The 26999-nt window shown below is 40.0% G+C and carries 25 protein-coding genes and 3 pseudogenes; 7 read left to right on the plus strand and 21 right to left on the minus strand.

The genetic code is table 11. The features are described 5' to 3' along the window. Positions 1-35: 35 nt before the first annotated feature. The 4 genes from CVD28_RS26015 to CVD28_RS26030 form a co-directional block, all read right to left on the minus strand. Positions 36-809: a LamB/YcsF family protein gene (locus CVD28_RS26015; RefSeq protein WP_101597576.1), complete on the minus strand. Its 774-nt coding sequence runs from the start codon at positions 807-809 to the stop codon at positions 36-38. A gap of 11 nt (positions 810-820) precedes the next feature. Continuing rightward, entirely contained in the window at positions 821-1822 is a 1002-nt protein-coding gene (locus tag CVD28_RS26020; protein WP_101597577.1) for a biotin-dependent carboxyltransferase family protein, read from the minus strand. Further along, positions 1816-2532, minus strand: coding sequence for a 5-oxoprolinase subunit PxpB (pxpB, locus tag CVD28_RS26025; protein ID WP_101597578.1), 717 nt, complete (start codon positions 2530-2532; stop codon positions 1816-1818). The genes CVD28_RS26020 and pxpB overlap by 7 nt, the downstream gene beginning before the upstream one ends. 307 nt (positions 2533-2839) lie before the next feature. Further along, a complete protein-coding gene (locus CVD28_RS26030) occupies positions 2840-3205 on the minus strand; it encodes a winged helix-turn-helix transcriptional regulator (protein WP_101597579.1) in 366 nt (121 codons plus the stop codon). A gap of 243 nt (positions 3206-3448) precedes the next feature. Between CVD28_RS26030 and hxlA the strand changes: the two genes are divergently transcribed. From hxlA to CVD28_RS26050, 3 genes and pseudogenes are all read left to right on the plus strand, one after another. Then, positions 3449-4087 carry a 3-hexulose-6-phosphate synthase gene (gene hxlA, locus CVD28_RS26040; RefSeq protein ID WP_101597581.1) on the plus strand — a complete coding sequence of 213 codons (639 nt, stop codon included), beginning with the start codon at positions 3449-3451 and terminating at the stop codon, positions 4085-4087. Continuing rightward, positions 4084-4641: pseudogene (gene hxlB, locus CVD28_RS26045) on the plus strand (6-phospho-3-hexuloisomerase). Before hxlA ends, hxlB begins: the two are co-directional and overlap by 4 nt. Positions 4642-4720: 79 nt before the next feature. Beyond that, positions 4721-5437: a 3-ketoacyl-ACP reductase gene (locus tag CVD28_RS26050; protein WP_101597582.1), complete on the plus strand. Its 717-nt coding sequence runs from the start codon at positions 4721-4723 to the stop codon at positions 5435-5437. A gap of 323 nt (positions 5438-5760) precedes the next feature. Here the strand turns inward: CVD28_RS26050 and CVD28_RS26060 are convergent. The 5 genes and pseudogenes from CVD28_RS26060 to CVD28_RS26080 all read right to left on the minus strand — a co-directional run. Beyond that, positions 5761-5892: pseudogene (locus CVD28_RS26060) on the minus strand (ATP-binding cassette domain-containing protein); the annotation flags it as partial. A 24-nt stretch (positions 5893-5916) separates the two neighbouring features. Beyond that, positions 5917-6492 (minus strand): undecaprenyl-diphosphatase, encoded by a 576-nt coding sequence (locus tag CVD28_RS26065; protein ID WP_101597583.1) that lies wholly within the window; start codon positions 6490-6492, stop codon positions 5917-5919. Between the two features lie 222 nt (positions 6493-6714). Continuing rightward, complete coding sequence (locus CVD28_RS26070; RefSeq protein ID WP_257985987.1) at positions 6715-7590, minus strand: ATP-binding cassette domain-containing protein; 876 nt, start codon at positions 7588-7590, stop codon at positions 6715-6717. Between the two features lie 27 nt (positions 7591-7617). Beyond that, entirely contained in the window at positions 7618-8382 is a 765-nt protein-coding gene (locus CVD28_RS26075; protein WP_101597584.1) for an ABC transporter permease subunit, read from the minus strand. Positions 8383-8401: 19 nt separating this feature from the next. After that, positions 8402-9427, minus strand: a complete 1026-nt coding sequence (locus CVD28_RS26080) for a sulfonate ABC transporter substrate-binding protein (RefSeq protein ID WP_257985988.1) — start codon at positions 9425-9427, stop codon at positions 8402-8404. 148 nt (positions 9428-9575) lie between these two features. Here CVD28_RS26080 and CVD28_RS26085 point away from each other — a divergent pair, with 148 nt between their 5' ends. Together CVD28_RS26085 and CVD28_RS26090 are read left to right on the plus strand one after the other, a co-directional pair. Beyond that, positions 9576-10079: a DUF3231 family protein gene (locus CVD28_RS26085; RefSeq protein ID WP_101597585.1), complete on the plus strand. Its 504-nt coding sequence runs from the start codon at positions 9576-9578 to the stop codon at positions 10077-10079. 52 nt (positions 10080-10131) lie between these two features. Beyond that, positions 10132-11349, plus strand: coding sequence for an MFS transporter (locus CVD28_RS26090; protein WP_101597628.1), 1218 nt, complete (start codon positions 10132-10134; stop codon positions 11347-11349). 7 nt (positions 11350-11356) lie between these two features. On the opposite strand, the gene CVD28_RS26095 is transcribed toward CVD28_RS26090, so the two are convergent. The 12 genes from CVD28_RS26095 to CVD28_RS26150 all read right to left on the minus strand — a co-directional run bounded on the left by CVD28_RS26095 (position 11357) and on the right by CVD28_RS26150 (position 24951). After that, positions 11357-11968, minus strand: a complete 612-nt coding sequence (locus tag CVD28_RS26095) for a YitT family protein (protein ID WP_101597586.1) — start codon at positions 11966-11968, stop codon at positions 11357-11359. Between the two features lie 202 nt (positions 11969-12170). After that, positions 12171-12692, minus strand: a complete 522-nt coding sequence (locus tag CVD28_RS26100) for a DUF2179 domain-containing protein (protein WP_101597629.1) — start codon at positions 12690-12692, stop codon at positions 12171-12173. Between the two features lie 101 nt (positions 12693-12793). Beyond that, entirely contained in the window at positions 12794-13768 is a 975-nt protein-coding gene (hutG, locus tag CVD28_RS26105) for a formimidoylglutamase (RefSeq protein ID WP_101597587.1), read from the minus strand. Next, positions 13761-15038: an imidazolonepropionase gene (gene hutI / locus CVD28_RS26110; RefSeq protein WP_101597588.1), complete on the minus strand. Its 1278-nt coding sequence runs from the start codon at positions 15036-15038 to the stop codon at positions 13761-13763. Before hutI ends, hutG begins: the two co-directional genes overlap by 8 nt. A 13-nt stretch (positions 15039-15051) precedes the next feature. Then, positions 15052-16716 carry a urocanate hydratase gene (gene hutU, locus CVD28_RS26115; RefSeq protein WP_101597589.1) on the minus strand — a complete coding sequence of 555 codons (1665 nt, stop codon included), beginning with the start codon at positions 16714-16716 and terminating at the stop codon, positions 15052-15054. A gap of 126 nt (positions 16717-16842) precedes the next feature. Then, positions 16843-18411, minus strand: a complete 1569-nt coding sequence (locus CVD28_RS26120; RefSeq protein ID WP_101597590.1) for a response regulator transcription factor — start codon at positions 18409-18411, stop codon at positions 16843-16845. 10 nt (positions 18412-18421) lie between these two features. After that, complete coding sequence (gene hutU, locus CVD28_RS26125) at positions 18422-20062, minus strand: urocanate hydratase (RefSeq protein WP_101597591.1); 1641 nt, start codon at positions 20060-20062, stop codon at positions 18422-18424. Positions 20063-20086: 24 nt separating this feature from the next. After that, positions 20087-21622 (minus strand): histidine ammonia-lyase, encoded by a 1536-nt coding sequence (gene hutH / locus CVD28_RS26130; protein WP_101597592.1) that lies wholly within the window; start codon positions 21620-21622, stop codon positions 20087-20089. A 15-nt stretch (positions 21623-21637) separates the two neighbouring features. Beyond that, positions 21638-22624 (minus strand): ABC transporter ATP-binding protein, encoded by a 987-nt coding sequence (locus CVD28_RS26135; RefSeq protein WP_101597593.1) that lies wholly within the window; start codon positions 22622-22624, stop codon positions 21638-21640. Positions 22625-22698: 74 nt separating this feature from the next. Then, positions 22699-23622 carry an ABC transporter substrate-binding protein gene (locus CVD28_RS26140; RefSeq protein ID WP_101597594.1) on the minus strand — a complete coding sequence of 308 codons (924 nt, stop codon included), beginning with the start codon at positions 23620-23622 and terminating at the stop codon, positions 22699-22701. Between the two features lie 25 nt (positions 23623-23647). After that, the gene (locus CVD28_RS26145) at positions 23648-24286 is read right to left on the minus strand and encodes an ABC transporter permease (RefSeq protein WP_101597595.1); all 639 of its coding nucleotides are present in this window, start codon (positions 24284-24286) and stop codon (positions 23648-23650) included. 47 nt (positions 24287-24333) lie between these two features. Next, complete coding sequence (locus CVD28_RS26150; protein ID WP_101597596.1) at positions 24334-24951, minus strand: ABC transporter permease; 618 nt, start codon at positions 24949-24951, stop codon at positions 24334-24336. Positions 24952-25295: 344 nt separating this feature from the next. On the opposite strand from CVD28_RS26150, the gene CVD28_RS26160 reads away from it, so the two are divergent. Next, positions 25296-25712 (plus strand): MerR family transcriptional regulator, encoded by a 417-nt coding sequence (locus tag CVD28_RS26160; RefSeq protein WP_219621213.1) that lies wholly within the window; start codon positions 25296-25298, stop codon positions 25710-25712. Between the two features lie 43 nt (positions 25713-25755). Then, positions 25756-26960, plus strand: a pseudogene (locus CVD28_RS26170) (vWA domain-containing protein). The last annotated feature ends 39 nt before the right edge of the window (positions 26961-26999 follow it).

Consider the following 26999-nt stretch of genomic DNA (forward strand, 5'->3'; position numbering starts at 1 on the left):
TCGTGAGTTTTTTTCCATGTAATTACCTCGATGTATTATTTATTAATAATGTCCCTTATTTTTTCTATTTTGATACCTACGTTTCGTAAGGCATTAGAAATATACCTGGCAAACTCCAAGGCACTTTCTCCATCTCCATGAATGCAAACCGTGTCGGCTTTAATCTGTATATCTGTACCCTGCAGCGAGCGAACCTTTCCTTCTTTAACTATTTTAATAACCTGGCCAATCGCAGCATCATGATCCTTAATCAGAGCATTGCTTTCCAGCCTGGGGGTCAGTGAACCGTCCTCCTGATAGGTCCGGTCAGAGAATACTTCACTTGCTGATAGCAAACCAGCTTTCTCTCCGGCTTTTACCAATTCGCTTTCCGCTAGACCAACCAAAATTAATTGGGGATCAACCTTGTAAATGGCTTCTGCTATTGCTTCTGATAATTTAGGGCTTCTGGCGGCCATATTATAAAGGGCTCCATGAGGCTTAACATGCTGCAGCCTTCCTCCTTCAGCCTTGACAAATCCATAAAGGGCCCCTATTTGATAAAGCACGAGATCATAAGCCTCCTGAGGGGAAATTTGTATGTCCCTTCTTCCAAATCCAGCTAAATCCTGGAGTCCAGGATGCACACCAATGCCGACATTTTTCTCCAGTGCCATTTGGACGGTTTTCCGCATTGTAGAAGGGTCTCCTGCATGAAATCCGCATGCAATATTAGCCGACGTGATGAAATCAAGAATTTCTTCATCCCTGCCCATTCTATAGGCCCCAAAGCTTTCACCCATATCACAGTTGATGTCTATCATATGCATATTTTTCACCCTTATTTAAATTTTAGTGATACTCCATTTTTCAGATGCTGAATCCTTTTCTCCTTTTCAAAGAGCAGGCGTTGTGCTTCTTGAGTAGAGACTTCTGTAAACCTAATAAACTCCCCTGGTTTCATCTGGGCAACCAAAGGCAAATCAACAGACGCAACCTGGCCGATTTTTGGGTAACCGCCTGTAGTTTGGCGGTCTGCCATCAGGACAATTGGATTTCCTTCAGAGGGAACCTGAATCGTCCCAAACGTTACTGCCTCCGAAAGCATCTCCTCTGCATTTTCCAATTGAAGTGATGGCCCTTTTAGCCGGTAGCCCATTCGATCGGATTGCGGCGTCACCTGGAATCGTTCAGCAAACAGGCTTTCCAGGCTGTCATTCGTAAACAAGTGAAATTGGCGTCCTCTTGTTATGCGGACGGAGGGTTCAGTTACCGAGTATGGCATAATATCGGCAGCAACTGACCAATCCATTTCTGTGAAAGGCCGTTCAACCATACTGGCTGTCATTGATTCCCCCATTTTTTTTGAGAGTATTCCAGGAACTCCAAACCTTAGTTGATCGCCCTCTTTTAATGCACGGCCAAAAATACCGCCGATTTCTGCCCTTAAGTATGTTGAACTGCTATTCATCACTTTTGGTACTGAAAAACCTCCGGCCACAGCAATATAAGCCCGGCAGCCCGAACGGGGTGAGCCAAATGTAAGCCTGCTGCCTTTTTTTATAAAAACGGAACGCCACGGCCTGACGGGCAGGCCATTAATCATCGGGGCCAGATCACCGCCGCAAATGGAGATTAAGACATTTTCATTAAACTCTATTTGCGGACCAAGCAAAGTTATCTCCATAGTTGGTGCATTTTCTTCATTCCCAACCAGGATGTTAGCCACTCGATGGGCAAACCGGTCCATAGCACCGCTCGCAATAACACCATATTTTTGAAACCCATACCTGCCTAAGTCTTGGATAGTCGTAAGGAGGCCAGGCTTGATGATTGTCAGCATCTCTCGTCCTTCTCCCATTTTAAGTATTCCTTTTGGCTTATTGGTGTAAATCGGATTTTATCCCCTGCTCGTAGCAGGCTTGGCGGATTTTCGTCCGGTCGGAACAGTTCAATAGGTGTTTGCCCGATCAGCTGCCACCCTCCTGGAGTTTCTATTGGATAGACTCCTGTCTGCATTCCCGCAATACCAACAGTCCGGGCCGGGATTTTTAATCGAGGAGATTCTCTTCTCGGTGCTGCTATCTTTTCGGACATGCCTCCGACATATGGAAACCCCGGAGCAAAGCCAATCATATAGACTATATAATCGCCGGCTGAATGTATCTGAATGACCTCATCTGTCGTTAACTTATTAATTTCGGCCACATACTCCAGATCAGGACCATATTCCCCGCCGTAACAAACAGGGATATCCACTACTCGCGATTCGGAAGATTTACCAAGGGATATTGTTGGCAAAAGTCTTTCAAGATGATAACAGACCTTTTCAAAGGGAAGAGAAAAATTATCTCCGGATAAGGAAGGATGAACCGGATTATAAAGAATGGTAATGGTCGTAAAGGCAGGTATGTATTCAATGATCCATGGAAATGGATTTTCATCTAAACAGGATGCAATTACTTGAATCCGCTGTTGTGTTTTCATATCAATTTCTTTTCCGAGTTCGATAATAACCGCATTATCACCTAACGGATACAAGCTATATTCCATTGTTATACCTCCTTCTAGCTTTTATATTGCTGTTTTTATATAAAATTAATGGCATGGAACATCATTGAACTGATTTATTGAAATTTCAGATAATAGCATCACATTATTATAACTCGATTATTACTTGCAACATTTTTGCTTATACAAATTAATCCAATAAAGCGCATTAATCAGGACAGACACAGGTATGCTCTATATAATTTGAATCAAAATGCGGATTCGATTCTGGAATAATAAAAAAACCGCTGGCATTGTTTTACCGGCGGTGTAATAGATTTAACTTCATCAAACAGTGTAAGTTAAGATTTTACTTTACAAATTTCTTTTCTTTTTCAGTACTATCCAAAACATTTTCCATGTAATTTTTACCCCACTTATACATGGAATCAAGGATAGGCATCAGGCTTTGTCCTTGTTCTGTAAGGGAATACTCAACTTTTGGCGGAACAACAGGATATACTTCACGATGGACTATAAGGTCTTCCTCCAGCTCACGAAGCTGGTTTACAAGCATTCGCTGGGTAATTCCCGGCATAAGCCCCTTCAGCTCACCAAATCTCTTGGTTCCCTCTTTCCCCAAATGCCACAAAATGAGCATCTTCCATTTTCCTCCAATAACAGAAAGGGTTAATTCTTTTTCACAGTTAAACGTCTTCTCCTGTATTCGTGACATATCATTCACCTCTATTGCCTATTATAACTGATAGTATACTTTTTAACACTATGTAAGAAAAAAGTGCGTACTTCCATATGATAAATATACCTCGTATACTTGGGCAGTAACCTGTGATTGGAAACATTAGCTTAATAAATAACAGGTGAAGAAAAATAATCATAGAAGTAAATACTATGATGGTGCGGGATTCAGATATCATCTTGCTTGCCCCCCAATAAACTTTAGAGGAGTGGACAATTTATGGAACTTCAACTGGCATTGGATCTTGTAAATATTCCGGAAGCAATAAAATTGGTGAAGGAAGTCGAAGATCATATTGATATCGTTGAAATCGGCACACCGGTTGTTATAAATGAAGGCCTTAGAGCCGTTAAGGAAATAAAAGCAGAATTCCCAAACCTAAAGGTTCTGGCAGATTTGAAGATCATGGACGCTGCGGGCTATGAAGTCATGAAGGCCTCCGAAGCCGGAGCTGATATTATCACAATTCTCGGCGCTGCTGAGGACATGTCAATTAAGGGGGCCGTTGAGGAAGCAAAAAAACAGGGCAAGAAAATCCTTGTCGACATGATCGCAGTAAAGGATATTGAAGGCCGTGCGAAAGAGCTTGATGAGTTTGGTGTAGACTATATTTGTGTACACACAGGCTATGACCTGCAGGCAGTCGGGCAAAATTCATTTGAAGACCTTGCTAAAATCAAAAGTGTCGTAAAAAATGCCAAGACTGCAATTGCTGGCGGGATTAAACTGGATACATTGCAGGAAGTCATCCAAGCCCAGCCCGACCTGGTTATTGTTGGAGGCGGGATTACAAGCCAGAACGATAAAAAGGCAGCTGCAGCCGAAATGCAAAAAATGCTACAACAGGCTATCCAATGAATACCACGCAATACCTTGATATAATTCTTGAGGAGCTAAACAATACAGTTCGCTTAATTCCGGATGAAGGTGCTGAGAAATTGGTAAATGGAATACTGGAATCCAAATAGATTTTTACTGCGGGGGCGGGACGTTCCGGATTTATGGCAAAATCGTTTGCCATGCGTCTGATGCATATGGGATAAGATGCATTTGTCATTGGAGAAGACCGTTACTCCTAACTTTGAAAAGAGGATATCCTCATCATCGGTTCCGGTTCAGGTGAAACAAAAAGGTTGGTCTCGATGGCTGAAAAAGCTAAAAACATCGGCGGAACGATCGCTATTGCAACAATTTTTCCTGAATCCACTATCGGAAAATTAGCGGATATTGCAATTAAATTGCCAAGCTCACCTAAAGATAAAAATCAAGGTGGTTACAGTACCATCCAGCCCATGGCATCCCTTTTTGAACAAACTTTATTGCTTTTCTTCGATGCTGTAATCCTGAGATTTATGGAGAAAAAAGAATTAAATTCAGACACAATGTTTGGCAGGCATGCAAATTTGGAATAGACTTAAAAGGCAAAGACCGCATATTTTTTGTTACGTTGCGGTCTTTGTTAGGTTTTTTATTTGAAAGGAGCCGGGATAAATGAGTAATTTATCAGGAAAAACTGCTTTGATAACAGGGGCTGGCAGAGGAATCGGGCGTGCGACAGCAATTGCTCTGGCTAAGGAAGGCGTCAACATTGGACTGGTAGGGCGTAACATGTCTAACCTCGAGAAGGTAGCTTCCGAATTAGCGGAATATAATATTGAAATTTCAGCGGCCTCCGCAGACGTAGCCGATCTTGATTCAGTTACCCATGCAATTGAACACATCAATTCAGACTTAGGTGCTATCGATATCTTAATCAACAATGCCGGAATCGCCAAATTCGGCGGGTTTCTTGAACTCTCTCCGGAAGAATGGGAAAATATCATCCGCGTCAACTTAATGGGCGTATATAATGTAACGCGCGCTGTTTTACCGGGGATGATTGAAAAAAAATCAGGCGATATCATTAATATATCCTCTTCCGCCGGCCAAAAAGGCGCTCCTGTTACCAGCGCATACAGCGCTTCAAAATTTGCCGTACTGGGCTTAACCGAATCGCTAATGCTTGAGGTCCGCAAGCATAATATTAGGGTAAGTGCACTAACGCCAAGTACTGTGGCTACCGATCTTGCAATCGAAACTAATTTAACGGACGGAAATCCAGAAAAAGTCATGCAGCCTGAAGATCTGGCAGAATTTATGGTCGCTCAGCTAAAACTTAATCCGCGGGTCTTCGTAAAAACGGCTGGACTCTGGTCAACCAACCCTTAAAAAGAATTTAAGCAGGTCCCTGGTGCGGGCCTGCTTGTTTACATTTTCTCTCCGTCAGTCACAGCTCACGGAATTGCACCCCGTTTTCACTAAAATAATTACATCTCCACTGAATCGCGCCCCGTTTCTAAGGAATTCAAATAGCTGATTTCTGAGGGATATTCTGAGTTCAAGAAAAACCTAGTAAATATCTGCCCTCTTAAAATAAATCAATGTTGCCATAAACCCTGCCACCGCCACAGCAGTTATCACAAGGTAAGAAATTTCTGCGGGATAAGTTGGCAGCATGGTATTGTTCGCAATGTCTCCTGCGATTCTGATTATGTTTTACCTGCCCCGTTTCTTCCAAGAAATCCATAGATCTCCCCTTCGTTGACCGAGAAATTAAGATGATCAACTGAAATTTGGGTTCCATAACGCTTTGTCAGATTGGTCGTTTTGATAATCTCACTCATTTGACATCCTTCTTCCCTCAGTCATTAAAAGGTTTTAGATCTATCCTTTTCAGTAGCAGCCATAGTAAGGCGCTTGATAAAACTAAATCTAGGGACAACCCTGTAAGCAAGCAGCGCGGAAAGAATACCAAGCAAAGCTCCGGCAGCAACGTCAGCCGGATAGTGAACTCCAACCCAGATCCGCGAAAGAGCCACCAAAACTGCAAGGATAAGCAGCAATGACCCTTCTTTTTTTCGCATCAGCCAAAAAGAAAAACAAATAGAAAAAAAGATGATTGTATGGTCGCTTGGAAAAGAATTATTAACACCTTTTTCAATTAATAAATTGACGTTCTTAAGCTCTGCAAATGGCTGGTAATTGGAATAAAACATCCCTGCAATCTTCCCGCCGATCTCAGCGATTACAAGGGCAAAAGCAGCATTCATTACCATTATCCTGTTCTTATTTGTCCCGGTAAACCAGGATAGAAGCAAAGCTACACCTAAAAAATACACCATATATTCCGCCAAAAACTCAAAGATAGGATTTAAATATTCATGCTGTTTACTTAAGTCATTGATAAAACGAAACATAGCTACATTACTATCAGTAAAATTCATTATTCAGTCCTCCTCTATACTTTATGAGAAGATTATATATCACAACCGGCCAATGGTTATATCGAATAATGCTTACAGAACATTACATTTTTGAAAGGTTTGGCTAAGTAATTTATCAGCCCACTAAAAAAGAGCCGTATATGGCTCTAATAGACATAAAAAAACAGTTGCTGAAAAATACAGCTTATAATAATAACAGGCAGAGGTGCCCTTCAATAAAATCTATAGGTCCTTGCGATTCTGGTGATCCTCAAGGCGATTTCGAACAGCTTCTTCTTTGAAATTGCTCTCTGAAACCGTCTTTATAGACTTCCTTACTAAGGGAAATGTTTCAGGCTGGCGGTTGACCACGAGCAATTCCTTCTCTTTCCCGCGCAGCATGATCCGGTCTAAAATCTCTTCAACATGATTTGCAAAAACAGAATTAGAACGCTGCCTTGGCCTCGGCAGATTGATCTGTTTATTTAACACTATTTTCCCATCTTCAATAAGAATGACCCTGTCCGCGATTGCAACTGCTTCCTCAACATCATGTGTAACCAGTATAGAGGTGAATTTTTTTTCTTTCCAAATTGTCTCAATCAGATCCTGCATTTCGATTCGGGTTAAGGCATCAAGGGCACCCAGCGGTTCATCAAGCAACAGGATATCAGGCTTATGAACCAATGCACGGGCCAATGCTACCCGCTGTTTTTGTCCTCCAGAAAGCTTCCCGGGCCAATCCTGGCCCCGCTCTTCCAGTCCAACATTGCGCAGGGCCTGGAATGCTTCGTCTTTCCAATCTCCATGAAGCCCTAGGCCTACATTATCTATGACCCGTTTCCACGGAAGGAGCCTGCCATCCTGAAACATGATCCGGGCCTGTCGGTTGAGGCGGTTTAATCCCGCCCCGGCAACAGTGATTGTTCCCCCATCATATTTCTCCAGACCGGCTACCAACCGAAGAAGTGTACTTTTCCCGCAGCCGCTCTTACCAACGACAGCAACAAATTCGCCAAACTTAATACTAAGGTTGATCCCATTTAGAACCGGGCGATTATTATAAGATTTTTGAATAGTTTCCAATACAATATGGGAGTCAGGTATATGAGATAACAACTGCCTTTCCTCCTCTCCATTTGGTTCTTACGAATTCCATTGAAGCCATTTTCCTTCTACCAATCTAGCTATTACATCTGAAAATTTTCCAAACATTGCGTATAAGACAATGCTTAATACAATCACATCCATTTGCATGAATTCGCGTGCATTCATCGCCATGTAACCGATCCCGGAATGTGCTGAAATCGTTTCTGCTACAATGAGTGTCATCCACATTACTCCAAGTGAGAAACGGATTCCCACCAGTATGGAAGATAGGGCTCCTGGAAAGATGATTGTCCAGAATAAAGTGCTTCCCTTAAGCCCGTATGCCTGCCCCATTTCAATCAGGTTTTTATCCACAGATTTTATCCCATGGTAGGTATTAATATAAACTGGGAATAATACACCAAGTGCTACAATAAAGATTTTCGAAGTTTCATCAATTCCGAACCATAGAATAACCAGCGGGATTAACGCCAGGTGCGGTATATTTCTGAGCATCTGAATAGATGTATCCAAAAACAGCTCGGAAACCCTGGATATCCCATTAAAGAGTCCTAGCAGAAACCCAATTGTACCGCCAATCAAAAATCCTGTTAATGCCCTGCCTAGGCTGATCGATAAATGGTCTATCAGCTCTCCCGTTTTCGTTAATTCCACCGCGGCCTTCAAAACATCCAAAGGTGCTGGAAGAATTCTGGGCGGGATGACACCCAATGAAGCAAATATCTGCCAGCAAAGCAGGAGAAGGACCGGTACTGCCCAGGGAATAAATAGTTTCGCGGCTCCATTTATGCTTGGTTTCATGAGTCAGCTTCCCCTCTATTTATTCTTTTGCCATCCTTTCATGATCTACAGCGTCGTTTACATTAATCTCTTTCGGAATAATTTTCAGTTCAACATACGTGTCTGCTATCTCCTGTTGTTCACTGATAATCTGTTTATTCAGCTGGTCTACACCGTAAACGCGCCGCTGTGCTGACATTAGTAATGATTTCTCATCAATTTTCAGGATTGGAGAGAGCATTGCTACCAATTCATCATGGTTAGAATTCGCCCAATCGGCGGATTTCTGAATTTCTTCTATAATGATATCTATTACATCGCTGTTATTCTTTGCGAACTCAGTATTTGCCAAAAAGAAATCCCGGTCAGTAGTTAATCCTTCTCCATTCACTAACATACGGGCATTTGAATGGATTTCAGTATCTGCAGTAAACGGATCCCATATGGCCCATGCATCGATATTTCCCTGTTCAAAAGCAACCCGGGCATCCCCTGGCTGAAGGAAGGAAGGCTGAATATCTTCATAGGATACTCCTGCTTTTTTAAGTGCCTTTACCAATAGATAGTGAGAGCTGGAACCCTTTGCAAAACCTATCTTCTTTCCTTTTAAATCAGCAAGGGACTTGATTGGGGAATCTTTATGCACTAAAATCCCGCTTCCCTTAAATTTTGATTTTCCTGCTGCCACATAAACAAAAGGGGTGTCAGCTGCCTGCGCAAAAATTGGAGGCGAATCTCCGCTTCTGCCGAAGTTAATACTGCCGCCATTTAAGGCTTCCATAAGGGCAGGACCTGAAGTGAATTCCTTCCACTCCACCTTATACCCCTCAGGCTCCAGCCTTTTCTCAAGTGTTCCGAGGCTTTTTAGAATGACCAGCGGCCCGTTTTTCTGGTACCCGATCTTAACAACCTCATCTTTAGGTTTTGCTGTTGGTTTTTCAGTATTTGTTTTAGTGCTGGTCCCGGTTTTTTCGCTTTTATTTGCACAGCCTGTAAGCATAAGGCCGGCTGCCAGTAATAAACAGAGTAAATACATAAGCAGAGAATTGCCCTTTTTTCCTCTCATTCATCTCCAACCCTTCTCATATATCTATTTCTCTTTTTAGGTTATGTTTAAAAAAATTCTAGGTTCCTGTCCCGGCTTAATTAAAACTTGTACATAAATTTTTCCTAGAATGCAAAAATAAGAAGAGACTGAAAAGGAGGGTTTTAAGATGGGCATATTAAGCGGTAATCCAAAAGAGGAACCTCTGCATGCTGGTGAAGTGTTTCACCTGTGGACACATTTGCACGGTACAAAAGGAATGTTAGTTACACTGGAGATTTTTGCAAATCACACTGGAGATAATGACCTGAAGATTCTTCTGGAGGATTTGAAGGATAATTGCATTAAACAAGAGGAACAGCAAGTTGAGGCAATTTTAAAAGAATGCGGCATTCGCCTTCCTCCGGCACCTCCCAATCGTCCCAATGTTGAAGTACAGGATATCCCTGCCGGTGCTCGCTTCAACGATCCTGAAATTGCTGCTTTAGTATCAAAGGATATCGCTGCTGGAATGGTGGTTTGCAGCACAATTATGGGATTGTCCATCAGAGAGGATATTGCCCAAATGTTTGGGGAGTTTCATTCGCAGAAATCAGAATATGCAGCGAAATTATTAACAATTAACAAAGAAAAAGGCTGGCTTGTACCACCGCCGTTAATGGCAAGAAACTAAATTTTGTTAACAAGGATGTGAACCATCTGTGTCATCGTCAAAAAATAACGGCATGTCCATTGCAGCTATCGGTTCGATCCCGCTGATTATGACTTTAGGGAATTCGATGTTAATTCCTATTTTGCCGGCAATGCAAAGTTCATTAAACCTTACAGCAATGCAGGTAAGTCTGACGATCACTGTGTTTTCAGTTGGAGCAGCCATCTTCATTCCAATATTAGGATACCTTTCTGACCGCTATTCAAGAAAAATTATTATTATTCCTGCATTAATATTATACGGCATAGGCGGCCTTCTGGCAGGTTTTGCTGCAACGGCCTTCTCTAATTCATATCCGTTAATACTGATTGGAAGAATTCTTCAAGGGATAGGCGCAGCCGGAACTGCTCCGATAGCTATGGCACTCGCAGGTGATCTTTTTAAAGGAGGAGAACAGAGCCGTGTCCTGGGAATTGTAGAGGCCTCAAATGGATTTGGAAAAGTGCTGTCACCGATACTTGGCTCACTGTTCGGAATCATTGCGTGGTATGCTCCTTTTTATGCATTTCCCGTTTTCTGTCTCATTTCAATTTTGTTAACCTGGTTATTTATTAAGGAAAAGAAGCATAGGCAGGCCCCCCCTCCGTTTAAAAAATATGTTTTGAACATTAAACATGAATTTGCAAAAGACGGAGGCTGGCTGCTGGCTACCTACATAGCAGGAGCTACTTGTTTATTTACTCTTTTCGGCATTCTGTTTTATTTGTCCGATCTTTTAGAACAGCAATATGGCATCAATGGTGTAAAAAAAGGCCTTATTCTGGCTATCCCATTGCTTGTAATGTGTGCAACATCCTATATTACAGGAAGTAAAATTGGAAAAAACCTGGAATTAATGAAAAAACTAATCATTATGGGTTTTTTGGCAATGACTGTTTCGTACACCATCTTGGTTTTCGTGGAGAAATTAGTTCCCTTTTTATTTATCCTGGTCATCAGCAGTTTTGGAACCGGCTTGATATTGCCTTGCATAAACACACTTATTACTGGTTCAGTGCAAAAGGAAATAAGAGGGTTCGTTACTTCTTTGTATAGTTCAGTCAGGTTTTTGGGAGTTGCAATAGGCCCTCCCATTTTTACTCGCCTGATTGAATGGTCGCGGACAGGGATGTTTATTTCTCTGGCCATTTTAACATTATTGGTTGGGCTTCTTGCTTTAACCATGATCCATGTAAAGGGAAAAGACGGAACCCCTAATAAAAATACACCGGTCCGGTATAGATACGTCTAACGATTTTTTATTTTTTTCGCCAGCCTAGGGTGTAGGTTTGATAAAAATTTATTTTGCATATCAAATCAACCATTATTGTTGAAATCCACTGGCTTAAGAGAGCCTGGATAATAATTTCCCACTTTATTACAGACGCAGTAAGAATAAAGATGCAGCCATTGATCAGAAAAAGCGGTTTTCCCGGCAGGATATTTCTTGAGTTAGAAATAATTAAGGCGATCACTCCTACCCCGCCGTTGGAGACGCCCTCCCTAAGCAATATCCCGACTCCAGTTCCAAGAAAAATGGACCCAATAGCCAAATCAATCCACACATTCCTTGCCGGGACATGTACCGTAAGCTGAAACGCATATATGGCTAATGAGGTTACAGTAATCGAAACCATTGTCCATAACGTGCTTCGATTCCCCAAATACTTCATGGCCAAAAGCAACATGGAAAAATTAACAATCCAAAGGGCAAAACCAATTGGAATGTTAAACCAATAATTTATCAGAACGGACAGTCCCCCTGCCCCCCCTGAGGGTATGGCATGTGGAAATAAAAACACACCCATACCAAATCCCTGAATTGTACCTCCAGCAATAACCAGTCCATTTTTCCTCCAGAATTTCCACATGTGACCCTACCTGTCTTTTTTAATTTTAAAATGTGTGGTCAAGCCTTCTTTTTATCATTATTCGGAAATGGTTAGTTATATGAATGAAGTTCTTCTGTTATCTGATCAAATTTAAAAAGGGATATAACCTATTTTCAAAAAATATTCCAGCTAAATCCCCTCTAAATTTTCACTGGCTACTTACTCTTTGCGTCAAGTCATACTAATTATTTCGTCTTTTAATTCCGTTTAATATAAAACCGCCTTTAAACCTTCTTGGTTCATAGGATATAATAAATGCAGCAGGCTCATAAAATTCAATAATATGAATGAGTTCATCTTCTCGACATCTCTTAGTCAGAACCTCCAACTGGTAACGCCTCCCATCCCTGCCCTCTCCTTCAAATCCTGTAACACCAAAACCCTCGTTCCTTAACCTTACTATTAACTCTTGATTTTTCCCTATTAAGTTAACGATTAAAGCAGTATACCCAATTGCTAATTTCTTTTCAACATATGCACCAATTAATATACCCAGTCCAAACCCTAATGCATAAACAACCATAGATATTGTTGATTTTTCACCTGATAAAACGATAGATAAACCAAATACATATATTAGTCCTTCCAAAACAGCGAGTGTTGAAGCAATAGTACTTAAACCTTTTACTAAAAATATCGTTCGGAGTGTAAATATAGGCACATAAACTAATTGCAAAAGTAAAATCAATAGAATACCCTTCAACATATCCCTTCTGTTCCTCATTAAATTAATAAAAGTAATCTCTTATTACTAAAGGCTCGATATTGTAAACCAACATCGAGCCTTACTCTTAGTATAAAGTTTCACCGTTTTTTAAATCCGCATAAGAAATTTAGAATCGCATACGCTCCAGTTTTTGCAGTTATATTGTTGGAAAAGTCACGATTTGGGTCTAGCTCAACAATATCCATCGCACAAACATTATGTTCCTGACCTATTAAATAGATTGCCTCCAACAATTCCCATGTTTGCATTCCTCCTGGAGTGGAAGCAGGGACGCCAGGTGCTGAACTAATATCGAGAACATCTACATCTACAGTTAAATAGATTAGATCCACTTTATCTGATAAATAAGCAAGAGCTTCTTTAACCGTTTTTTCAATTCCTTTCATTCTTACTTCACGCATCGTATAGAATTTGATTTGCTGCTCATCTGCGTATTCTTTATATGCATAAGAATTAAAGTACCCATGCAACCCAATATTCACAACGTGCTGACCTTCTAATTGACCTGACTCTAATAACCCTCTTATAGGTGTTCCATTACTTGGGCCACCATCTTCAAGATTTCTTAAATCAAAGTGGGTATCAAACTGGATAATCCCAATTTTTTTATCATAGTGGTATTTTTTAAAAGCTTTAAAAGATGGGCAGGTAATCGAGTGATCCCCCCCCATAATTACCGGAAGAAAACTTTCATTAGATTTTAATACTTCATAGATACCATTTTCAATATTGTCGTGGCACTCAGTTATATTAGTAACATGCATTCTAATGTCACCGATATCTGCAATATTAACGTCTTCTATGTTAATATCATAATCTATATTGTAAGTAGTGAAATTCTTCCACACGGAACGGATAGCATTCGGAGTTTCACTAGCTCCTGATACACTGATGGACGATCTGGAGAGAGGTGCGCCGATTAAGCCTACATCAAATGACACGCCTGGGTTATAGCTTTTAATTATTTGTGTCATCTTCATATCCATGCTGTCAACAGACTTCGTTTTAGTTATTAATTGAGGCGGCTCAATATAGGTAAGTGAATTATCCAACAAGCGATCCCCCTTGTAAAACTAACTTCCCATCCTTCATTACCGTTTCTACCAGATTTACTCCATAGTTATATTGTAAAAATTGAAAATTAGGAGCGTCAAATATTACTATATCGGCTTTCTTGCCAACCTCAAGACTGCCAATTTGATCAGCGCGATTAATCGCATGGGCAGCATTAATTGTAGTTGCAGAAATCACTTCTGCGGGTGTCATCTTCATTGTTAAACATGCTAAATTCATAATGAGCTGTAAAGACTCAGTTGGTGATGAGCCTGGATTACGATCTGTTGAAAGGGCAACAGGGATTCCTTCCTCTATCATTTTTCTTGCATTTGCAGGTTCTGCCATCAGGAAAAATGCTGTACCTGGAAGAAGAACAGCGACAACGCCAGCCTCAGCCATTTGTTTGATCCCTTCATCGGATGCTCTTAGCAAATGATCTGCTGAAATCGCCCCAATCTTAGCCGACAATTCAGCACCGCCAAATTGAACAATTTCGTCGGCATGTATCTTTGGGATTAACCCCAGCTTCTTGCCAGCGTTTAAAATTCGTTCAGATTGTTCTATTGTAAAGACCCCTTCTTCGCAGAACACATCGCAGAATTCAGCTAAATTTTCTTCAACTACCTTAGGTAACATGCTTTCTATAACTATTTCAACATAACGATCGGGACTTTCTTTATATTCTCCGGGGATTGCATGAGCACCCATAAATGTAGATACAAGATCGATGGGATGTGTTTCGTTTAATTTCTTCGCTACCCGGAGCTGTTTTAACTCATCTTCAACTGTTAATCCATAACCGCTTTTAGCCTCAATTGTTGTAACTCCATGCATTAAAAAGCGATCAAGCCGTTTTGATGTTTCGTTAATAAGCGCTTCTTCAGTCGCTTTTCTTGTTTGAGTTGTCGAATATAATATGCCTCCACCTTGTTTTAAAATGTCAATATAAGAAGCACCTTGTAATCTCATCTCTAATTCTTGTTCCCGGCTCCCTCCAAACACAATGTGTGTATGCGGATCGACCAATCCGGGTGTGACAATCTTATTGGTGGCATCAATGATATTGACGTCTGCCTTCATATCGTCTACAAAATTTTGAGCTTCTACATCCGATCCCACAAAAACAATTCGATCCCCATCAGTTATAATACCCGCATTACTGATAATGGAAAGTTCGCCTAATTCTTCTCTTCGCTTTGGACGATGGCTATGGCCTTCTACTGTAATCGCTTGCGCTGCGTTTTTAATATATTGGATTCGAGTCATATCCAAGCCCCTCCTATTCCTTTAGCATCGGAATACGAATACCCTTTTGATTGGCAGTTTCGATTGCCAGGTCATAGCCCGCATCAGCATGTCTTACTACACCCATTCCAGGGTCTGTTGTTAACACTCTTTCTAAACGCTTTGCCGCATCCTCTGAGCCATCAGCAACAACAACCATACCTGCGTGCAGGGAATAACCCATACCTACTCCCCCTCCATGATGCAGTGAAACCCAGCTTGCACCTGCTGCTGTATTTACTAATGCATTCAAAATTGGCCAGTCAGCAATTGCATCGCTGCCGTCCTTCATTGCTTCCGTTTCTCGGTTTGGCGAAGCAACTGATCCCGCATCTAAATGATCACGGCCAATAACAATAGGAGCTGAAAGTTCACCCGAGGCTACCATATCGTTTATTATTTTTCCAAAGCGGGCTCTTTCTCCATAGCCCAGCCAGCAAATTCTGGAAGGAAGACCTTGGAAAGCTATTTGGTCTTGGGCCATTTTTATCCACTTGCAAAGATGTTCATTATATGAAAATTCCCTTAATATTACTTCGTCCGTTTTTCTTATATCTTCAGGGTCACCAGATAATGCCACCCAACGGAAAGGCCCTTTTCCTTCACAAAATTGCGGCCTTATGTAGGCTGGAACGAAACCTGGGAAATTAAATGCATCGGTTACCCCTTCATCGTAAGCAACCTGGCGTATATTGTTACCGTAATCAAACGCTATAGCACCTTTTTCCTGCATCATGAGCATAGCTTTTACGTGGGCAGCCATACTTCTTTTTGACAGGCGCACATACTCCTCAGGTTTGGAATTTCGCAATTCTGCCCCTTCTTCTAAAGTAAGTCCTTCTGGGAGATATCCGTTTAACGGATCGTGTGCTGATGTCTGGTCTGTGATAATGTCAGGAATAAAGTTTCTATTTATCATTTCCGGAAGTACTTGAGCTGCATTGCCTAATAAACCAATTGAAAGTGCCCGTCCTTCATGTTTTGCGTTTGCAGCTAACTCAATAGCTTCCTCAAGTGTTTCTACTAAAATATCACAATAGCGAGTCTCGATCCGCTTCTCGATTCTTGAGCGATCTACGTCGATCCCGATTACTACTCCCTCATTCATGGTTACTGCCAATGTCTGTGCACCGCCCATACCGCCTAAACCAGCAGTGACAGTAATGGTCCCTTTTAATGAACCCCCGAAATGCTGCCTTGCACACTCGGCAAATGTCTCATATGTACCTTGAACAATTCCCTGACTGCCGATGTAAATCCAGCTTCCTGCAGTCATTTGTCCATACATCATTAAGCCCTTTTTATCCAGTTCGTGAAATGTGTCCCAATTTGCCCAAGCAGGTACAAGGTTTGAATTCGCTAATAAAACACGTGGTGCATCCTTATGTGTCCGAAATACTGCAACCGGTTTCCCAGATTGGATTAATAGGGTTTCATCTTCTTCTAAATTTTTCAATGTTTCCACAATTTTATCAAAGGACTCCCAGTTACGTGCAGCTTTACCAATTCCACCATAAACGACAAGTTTATCCGGATGTTCGGCCACCTCTGGATCAAGGTTATTCATTAGCATACGAAGAGCCGCTTCCTGAACCCACCCCTTTGTATTAAGTTTTGTACCATGAGGTGCCTTAATAATTCTATTTAATGTTTTAGACATTATTTTTTCCTCCTAATAACTTAGTTCATATGTAAATCATAAACATTACAACAGTAAGTATCACTAGATTTTATTTTGAATATTCGCAATTTTTTGTTGTGACTTATTCTTATTTTTTTATTAACTTTACTTTTTTGTGGTTTCTAAGTATTTTTGCGTTTTCCACTGCTTTGGAGAATCACCGCTGAATGCTTTGAATACCCTGCTAAAATAATTGGGGTCATGGTAACCTACTAATAAAGCAATTTCTGATATGGTATAATCTCCTTCCATCAATAATTCTTTTGCTTTCTTTATCCTTAGATTTGTTAGATATTCAACAAATGTCAGGTTCATGACTTTTTTAAACAGATGACTAAAATAGTATGGACTTCTCTTTACGTAATTAGAAACGTCCTCAAGAGTTATACTGCTTGTATAATTTGAGTGGATAAAATCCAAGGCCTTTTCAATTACAATATGCTGAAGGGAAAAAGCATTAATTTCCGTTAGCTCGGTTAAGTATTTTTTTACTTCCGGCATAATCTGTTCAATTGTTTCACTGTTGATAATACTTTCACTTTGTTTAAAAAAGAATTTGAAATGGTCTTTTTCATTCTTTATAAAATGATTAGATAATTGCGACAATATATATAATAGCGTTACCTTAAAATAAATCGGAGAAACACCAGTTTGTTTCATTAAATTCAAGTTGTTTTCAAGCTCTGAAAAAATAAATGGGAGTTTCTCTTTTGTTAATCCATCCTCTACAGATGGAATCTCAATTTCTTCAATAATGTTTGAATTGTATAACTGGGGATAATCGCCATAGAAAATAATTTTCCCTCCGGAAAAGTAAAACTGTAAATCCTCTAATTTTTTTGCCTCATTATATGAATGGTATAAAAGCATAGGATCTTTATATTCATTTCCAATAGCTATAAAAAGATTGTAACCTGTTTCTTTTTGAACCAAATTAAAAAGCTGATAGCTCAGTTGTTTCACATTATCAATTATATTCTGTTTCTGTTCTCCTTTTTTCGGGATATACAACAGGACAAATTCATCATAATTATTCAAGGAAATTAATGATTGGCTTTTGGAGAATTCTTCTACCTTTTCATACACAGTTAACAATAATTGCTTTTTCCAAAGGTCACTTTTATTTTTAACCAGCTCATTTAATTGGCTAACCTTACAAATGATTACGACACTTGGGAGCTTGGGAAATCCTAATATCGTTGCTTGATCCCAGATTTCTTTTAAATGTGTAACTTGACCAAATATTAAGCTACTTACCCATTGTTCTTTAATAAAATTTAATTCTTGATTGGAATCGGTGTTTTTTAATTCACGTGCTCCAGAAAGACTCACATCTCTTACTACATCCATAATGGCTTGAATTGCTAAAGGCTTGATATAGAGGCGAAAAAAGCCCAGCTCTAAACAGCGGACAGCCAAGTCAAAGTCTTTTTTCTCAGAGACTCCCACAACAGTAGCCTGTTTTGTAATCCAATTAAAGGACTCCCACTCATCAGCTTGCAGCATATCTACATCAATAATTATTAAATGATGCTGGCCTTGATTCACATGTATAAAAAAATCTTCTGATGTTTGAACTTCTATGTACTGATTGATTTTGTAGCCTGAGCTATCCAGCATCCACTTTAATCCGTTCCTTTGGAAGTCACTTCGTTCAGCAACTAGAATATTCATGATATCCCCCTTACAACTGCTTCAAACCTAATCCCAATTCCCTTGCTTTCTGTTGAGCGATCTCATAACCCGCATCAGCATAGCGCACAATTCCCAAGCCAACATCGCCATTAAACACTTTGGCCATTTTCTCATGAGTCTTACGGCTTCCATCTGCGACAATGCTCATCCCTGCATGCAAGGAGTAACCAATCCCTACACCTCCCCCATGCTGAAAACTCACGAACGTCGCACCATTTGCTGTATTAAGAAGAGCATTTAGGACAGGCCAATCCCCTACATAATCACTGCCATCTTTCATATTTTCTGTTTCACGCAGAGGTGACGCCATTGAACCAGCATCCATATGATCTCTAGTAAATACCACAGGGGCTTGAAGAATTCCTTTAGCAACTAAATTATTTACTTCCTCCGAAATCCAGATACGATCTTCTGCTTTCATCCAGCAAGTTCTAGCGGGTAATCCTTGAAAACGAACATTGGCTTGAGCATATTCGATCCATTTCCGAATCGTTTCGTTATTAGAAAATTGTGTTTTCACAATATGATCTATTTTATATATATCGCTTGGATCTCCTGATAAAGCAATCCACCTAAAAGGGCTATAACCTTCACATTGAAGATCGCGGATATATTCCGGAATAAAATTAGCAAATGAAAATGCATCTTTATAGCCTGCTGAATATGCTTGCTGACGAATACTATTGCCATAGTCAAAGACAATTGAACCTCTTCGCTTTAACTCTACCATTGCAGCCACATGCTGAACTACTGTTTTTTTGGCATCACGCAAATACATTTCCGGTACTTGCTCCCTAATTCTCTTAGCATGGTTAATTGAATAATCAGAGGGAATATATCCTTCCAGGAGATTATGTGCAGAAGTCTGGTCTGTAACTATATCAGGTAAAACATTCCGATGAACAAGTTCTTGATAAACATCAGCTGCATTACCTAACAGTACTACATTTAAGGAATCGTTCTCTGCAATAGCATCCGAAATATATTGAAGTGCATCATCTAAATTATCAGTTGATACATCACAGATATTGTGCTTTATACTTCTTTCAATCTTAAAGGGGTCTACTTCAACTATTAGGGAAACGCCATTATTCATTTTTACTGCCGTTGGCTGGGCACTTCCCATTCCTCCAAGACCGCTTGTTAAAATCCACTTCCCTTCTAGTGTTCCGCCAAAATGCTGTTTTGCAATAGCATGGAATGTTTCAAAGGTCCCTTGCAGGATCCCCTGAGAACCGATATAAGACCATGAACTTGCAGTAGACTGGCCATACATCGTCAGTCCGCTTTTTTCTAATTGACGAAATTCATTCCAGTTCGAGAATGCTGGAACGAGCACCGAATTAACGGAAATCACCCTTGGGGAATGTTCAAAACTTTTAAAAACAGCTACCGGTTTACCAGATTGTATTAAGAGAGTTTCATCTTTTTTTAGGTTTTTTAAAGTTGAAAGAATTGCTTCTACTGCTTCAGAATTGCGGGCTGCTTTACCCGTCCCATACACAACTAAATTATCTGAGTCTTCCGCTACATCAGAATCTATTGTATTTAAGAACATTCGTAATATTCCTTCTACTTGCCAATCCTTGCACTGTAAATCCTCATATAAGGTTTGAGCTAAAGGCTCCATTTTCCCCCTACCCTTCAAACTATATTAGATAGCCCCTATCCTTGCTTCCACAGCACCAATCCATAAATTTTGCTCTACTATTCTATTTATCTTTTCAAGGTCTGGATAAAAAACACGATCCTCAGTCCATGCAGGAATTTCCGCTCTGATCATTTGATAGACAAGTGAAGTGCCAGCACCAAATTGATAGGGATGATGAAATTCAAGGGCTTGTGCGGCAGTTAACAACTCAATTGCAATTACCTTTTGGACATTACGGATTACTTGATAAGCTTTAATAGCTGCCGGTGTCCCCATACTTACATGGTCTTCTTGGTAACCCGACATAGGAATTGAATCGACTGAGATGGGATGGGATAAAACTTTGTTTTCAGCAACCAAAGAAGCTGCGACATATTGCGGGATCATAAATCCAGTGTTTAAGCCAGGAGTTGAAACTAAAAATGCCGGCAATTCACTGACATGCGGATTCACCAAACGATCTATCCGCCTTTCAGAAATATTCCCCAATTCAGAAACAGCAATTGCTAAGAGATCCATTGTTTGAGCCAATGGTTCCCCGTGAGCATTACATGACGAGATGGAAACACCTCCATTTTCTGTTTCAAAAATAAGGGGATTGTCTGTGGCTGCATTCAGCTCTACCAAGACCATTTCTAATGCATGGTTTATCTTATCCCTGCTGGCACCATGCACTTGCGGCATTGCTCGAAGACTTAGTGCATCTTGAACTCTATAGTCTTTGAAATTTTCAGATATCTCACTGCCGCTTATTAAACGAAGCAAATTATCGGCAGCCTGTATTTGTCCCTTATATGGCCGAAGCTCATTAATTCTTTTATCAAAGGCATATCTTGTTCCTTTCAAAGCCTCAAAGCTCATCGCGCCTGCAATATCCGTCCACTTTGCCAGCTGGATAGAGTCATAGATTGCAAGGGCACTGATCCCGGTCATACACACAGTGCCATTCACCAATGAAAGTCCTTCTTTAGCTTCTAAAACAATAGTTTCGATACCCGCTTTTTCCATGGCTTCTTTTCCAGAATACAATTGACCTTCAAAATAGGCTTCTCCTAGGCCAATCATGACAAGTGATATATGTGCCATATGTGTTAAATACCCTACTGATCCTTGTCCGGGAACGTGAGGGATAACCCCGTAATTAAGCATATTTAAAAGAGTTTCAACCGTCTTGAGCCTTACTCCTGAATGGCCATGGCTAAAGTTTAAAATAGCAGAAAACATTATTGCTCTAATTTGATCGTAAGGCAGGGGAGCACCCATTCCACAAGCATGGCTCATAATAATATTCTTCGATAATACACATAATTTATCTGACGGAATACTAACTTTACACAGATCACCGAGACCTGTTGTTATCCCATAAATGACTCTCTCTTCCTGAACAAACTTTTCAACCAGCATTCTGCATCTGGTGATCTTATTTTTTATTGTTTCACTTAATTGGATATGCAAACCTTCTCTTGCTACTGCCACAACATCCTCTATTTTTATTTGCTGACCCTCTATAAGAATAGATTGATGAATTGTTTTCATCATATTCCCTTAATCCCCCTAATTAACCCCTTGCATAATCATTTCATTAGCAGGCTCCAACAAAGCTTGAATATGTGCAAAGTTTATGACACCAATAATTTCACTTTTTTCATCAACAATGTATAAATTCTCTAGGCCAGACTTTAGCATGATTCCTAATGCGGATTTAATATCAGTAGTATCAGGAATAGTATCGCCGGGGTTAACTGCTGTTTGTATGGCCACTTTCCTCATTGCTTCCTTTACACTGATAAGGCTTACTTGGCGGATTATATCTTCCCCCCCAATTAAATCACGGACAAACTCATTCTTAGGATGGGCAATTATATTCAATGGAGTATCATACTGAACTACATCACCGTCTTTCATTATGACAATTTTATCCGCAAGCCTTAAGGCTTCATCCACATCATGAGTAACAAATAAAATTGTCTTATGAAGCTTTTTCTGAATATTAATTAATTCGTCCTGAAGTTTTGTTCTTGTAATAGCATCAATAGCCCCAAATGGTTCATCCATTAACATAATTGGCGGATCAGCAGCTAACGCACGTGCCAGTCCAATTCTTTGCTGTTGGCCGCCTGAAAGCTGGCGAGGGTATCTGTTTCGGTAGACCTTAGGATCAAGGTGGACCAGTTCAAGCAATTCAGTGGTTCTTAACTCCATTTTCTTTTTGTCCCACCCTAACATATCGGGTACAACGGTAATATTTTTTTCAACAGTCATATGTGGAAATAATCCACTTTGTTGTATGACATACCCTATTTTTCTTCTAAGCTCATTGACTGGTAATTCTCTTGTATCTGTCCCATCAATAATAATTGAACCTTCTGTTTGTTCGTATAACCTGTTGATCATTTTCAATAGCGTCGTTTTCCCGCATCCTGAAGTTCCTAAAAAAACTACAAATTCACCAGATTTGACTTCTAAGTTAACATTATTTACAGCTGCTTTTTCGCTTCCACGGTAAACCTTTCTTACATTTTTAAATACGATATTACTCATTTTGTACCTCCTTAAAGAGGGGGATCAAAGATGACCCCCGCTACTGAAATTTCGTATTTTTTTGTTTATATCATTTAATTAAGCTTATTTTCCTTAAGGAATTCCTCTGCTATCTTAGCAGGCTCTTCCTTATCATCCCCATCAGCTTTCCAATTCATCTCGGCCATAATTTCGTCCGTTAACAGACCATTAATTTTATTTAGAATTTCTGCAACTTCAGGATTTTTAGATGTTACCTCTTCTCGGACTAGAGGTGCAGCATGATATGGCGGCCAAAAATTCTTATCGTCCTTTAATGCAACCAAATCATATCCAGCAATTTGTCCATCAGTTCCAAAACCAATTGTTACATCAACTTCTCCGCTAGTAAGGGCTTTGTACTTTAAGCCTATTTCGAATAATTGTGCATCCTTAAACTTGAATCCTCCATATGTCTTTTGCAGGCCTGGCAGACCGTCTGCGCGTTCAGCGAATTCTGGAATTAGAGCGAACTTTAATTCTGAGGCTTTTTTGGAAAGGTCAGATAAAGTTTCGAGATTATGTTTCTTAGCTATCTTTTTTGATGCTACCAAAACGTAGGTATTGTTAAATTTTGTTTTATCCAAAACCTCTATTTTCTTTTCTTTCAATCCTTCTTTTACTTTTTGATAAACTGCTTCGCCATCCCCTGCTGCTTCCCCTTTCAAAATATCCATCAGCGCAGTCCCGGTGTATTCTGGATAAAGATCAATATCACCACTTTTTAAGGCTTCATAGGCAACTAATGTTCCTCCAAGATTTAATTTTCGTTCAACTGGATAACCATTAGCCTCTAAAGCTTGAGCATAGATTTCACCTAGGATGAATTGCTCAGTAAAGTTTTTGGAACCAATTTTAATCGTTGGTTTATCGCTGCCGCTAGCTTTCGAACTGGAATCCGAACCTCCGCATGCTGTGACAAACATAGAGACAATCAACATGAAACCAATTAAAACGGACAGCTTTTTTCGTGTGTTCATAAATAAATCCCCCTTTTAATAATGATTATGTAGTAGGCGGTGATGTAAGTTTTTCAATTCCCGAAAAAGTAAATTCTGCTAATAGGGCAAGGATGGCTACAGGAATAGCTCCAACCAGTAACAGGTACGCATTTGCCCCAGCAATTCCATTTATGATAAACACGCCTAAACCACCCCCACCAATAAAAGCAGCCAGAGTTGCACTAGCAATTACTTCCACTGAGGCAGTACGGACTCCGGTGATAATGACTGGGAGGGCTAAAGGTATTTCTATTTTTCGTATAACTCTCGCATTACTCATTCCCATTCCAAAAGCAGCTTCGACTATACTGCTATCCACTTCTTTAACGGCTATCACTGTATTAATTAGTATAGGAGGACACACCAGCAAAGTTAATGCAATTAATGAAGGAAAAAATCCAATTCCGACAAATGGCATCACTAGAGCCAGGATAGCAAGACTTGGAATAATCCGGCCTACATTCACAATATTCATGATTATAAGTGAAGCCTTTTCCGTCTTTGCTAAATAGATCCCTAACGGAACACAAAGGAGGATACCAATTCCAACCGCCGCAAAACTTAAGAATAGATGAATTTTAACCGCTTCAAAAAAATGTTCAGAATTATTAAGAATATAGTTATACGCCTCACTGAGAATCACATAAAACACCCACTTTCTATTAAGTTGTTACAGATTCAGTAACAACCCTAACCTTCCGTGCTAAGTTTTTTTTCCAATACCCGAAATCCTAGATCAGCGGCAATTGCCAAAACCGCTACCGCTATAGTCCCCGCTATAATTTTTTGAGAATGATCTTGATAGATGCCTTCAAATATTAATTCACCTAATCCGCCAGCATTGATATAAGCAGCAATAGCAGCAATTCCGATTATAGACACAGTCGCAATTCTTACTCCTGCAACTACGACAGGCAAGGCAAGCGGAAGTTCTACCTTAACTAAAATCCTCCATTTTCCCATTCCCATGCCCCTGGCTGCTTCAATAATAGAAGAATCTATTCCTCTTATTGCTGCCACGATATTACGAACTAAAATCATTAGTGAGTAAGCCACAAGAGCGATAAAAGCTGAAGTGAAACCTAACCCTAGAAAAGGGATCATCAGGGCGAATAACGCTATACTCGGAATTGTATAAATTATTCCTAAACTTCCAATTACAGGAGTATAAAGTATCTTGTACCTGGAGATTGTAATGCCTAATATTGTTGAAATGATTAGAGATACAAATAAAGAAATTGATACAAGATACAAATGCTCCAAGAACAACTCTATTACTCTGTCAAAGTTAGAGATAAGATAACCCAAATTCACACCTCCTTGATTTTTAAAAATTTAGATTATTTAAATTATATTTTAAGGAATTATTGATTACACTAGAAATAAATTCGAATTATCGGATATTTTTGCTCACAAGAAAGCGTTTGCAGACAGATTCTTACTTTTCTTGCTTTTTCAAGATTTTTTTGCTTCATATTTAATTCCCTTCTTAAGCTCTTAAAATTGTACCAGGTCATAATAGAAGTTAGTTTACGAATAATTTTGGAAATATCTTTTTTTATGTAAATAACAGGAAATGATTGATTGACTTTAAACATCAGTTACATCATACTGTAACCATAACAGTTAACTGTAACAAGGAGGACAGAACGGTGGGATATACAGCCCAGGAAATCGTGGAATTGCTTCAAAATGAAGGTGACAGCGAGGCAACTTTAAGAATGGTAAGATACTATACTCAAATTGGGCTTGTCCCGGTGCTTGAAGTAATCGGAAACAGAAGAATGTACACAGAAAAACACCTTGATTACTTTAGAGCGATTCGCACAATGAGCAGGACTGGCCGGAAGCTTGCAGATATCCAGCAGGACCTTCAGCAAATGAATCCGGATCGAATAATAAAGATTGGCCGCCAATTGCAAAATTACAGTTCAGAAATGCTTCTTGAAAAGTCAGAAATGGAGTATTATGAACTCCATCCGGAGCTGACACTGCAAATCAGCTCTAGTTTTGACTGTCAAAAAAAAGAAAAAATCCTCAATACTATTCAAAACATTCTTGATTCATAAAGGAGAGATATATATGCTGACCAGCAAATGGGCAAAGAACAAAATGGAAGCGATTGAAGGATTGAATCATCTGAGCATTGAAATAATTCCTCCGGCCCCACCCGCAAAAAGTAATAAGCCCGTTGCCATCCTTCTTGTAATAGACCGATCTGGAAGCATGTCACAAGCAGCTGAACAAACCAGAATGGCTGAAGGCCGTGCCAGCAAGCTTGATTTCGTTAAAGACGCTTCAGAAAAACTGGTAGATATGATGAGGGATGGCGACCAGATTGGTATTATCTCTTTTGACCACATTGCAAGGGTCGAGTATCCGCTTAGCGCTTTGTCAAGGACAGAATCCGCAGTATTAATACTGGCGGCACTACCAATATCAGTGACGGACTAGAGCAGGCTTTCCGGCAATTATCACTAGAACTATTTCTCTCCCACCATGTAAAAATAATTTTGCTGAGTGATGGTGAAGCGAACAACGGGATTACTGATATCGACGATCTTTGCACTGTTGTGAGCCGTTACCGGAATGACGGAGCCAGCATTTCCACCATTGGTGTTGGTATCGACTACAACAGCTTTTTTATGGAAAGCATTGCAACAAGCTCAGGTGCGTTATTTTATCATTTAGATTACATGAGCAAATTGGAGCAAATCCTGACTCAGGAATTAGAAACATTGGCAGCCTTGACGATGAAGCAGGCGAAACTGTCTATAGTATTGCCGAAAGGAATGCAGCGCGAAAAGAATCTGAATGATTACAGTGAAGCCGCCAGCGGAACTGTATACCTGGGAAATGTGTTTGAAGACCAAGAGATTTTGTTTGAATGTTTTACCGACGAGGAAGGAGCAGCCTCTGGTATCAAGAATGTCGAAGTAATTCTTGAGTTTCAGGATTACAAAGGGACTAAACATAAAAACACCATTATCATTTCAATTCCTCTTGTCGGTGAAGAAGACATGGATAACGTAGTCATTGATGAAAAAGTTATTGAAAGTGTTAAAACACTGATGCAATCAAAGGCAAAACGGGAAGCCATCCGCCATTTTGAGGACCGGAACTTCGAAGCAATACAGTCAATGGACTCCAGCAGTTTTGATAAACTATCAAATAACTATTCTATGGATGTGCGGGATAGCTTAATGGAAGTAAAAGAATTACAATCTTCACTTTCCTATGACATTACTGAGGAGAAAAGAAGCCAGATTAAAGAGGAGTATGCTGTCAACCTGCAAAGATCTAGGAGGAAGAGATGATATCCAATAACGGCAGAATTTGCAGCATATAGGTTAGAA

Origin of the sequence: Bacillus sp. M6-12 (genome assembly GCF_002860285.1) — a bacterium.
In the GTDB taxonomy this organism is placed as follows: Bacteria; Bacillota; Bacilli; order Bacillales; family DSM-1321; genus Peribacillus.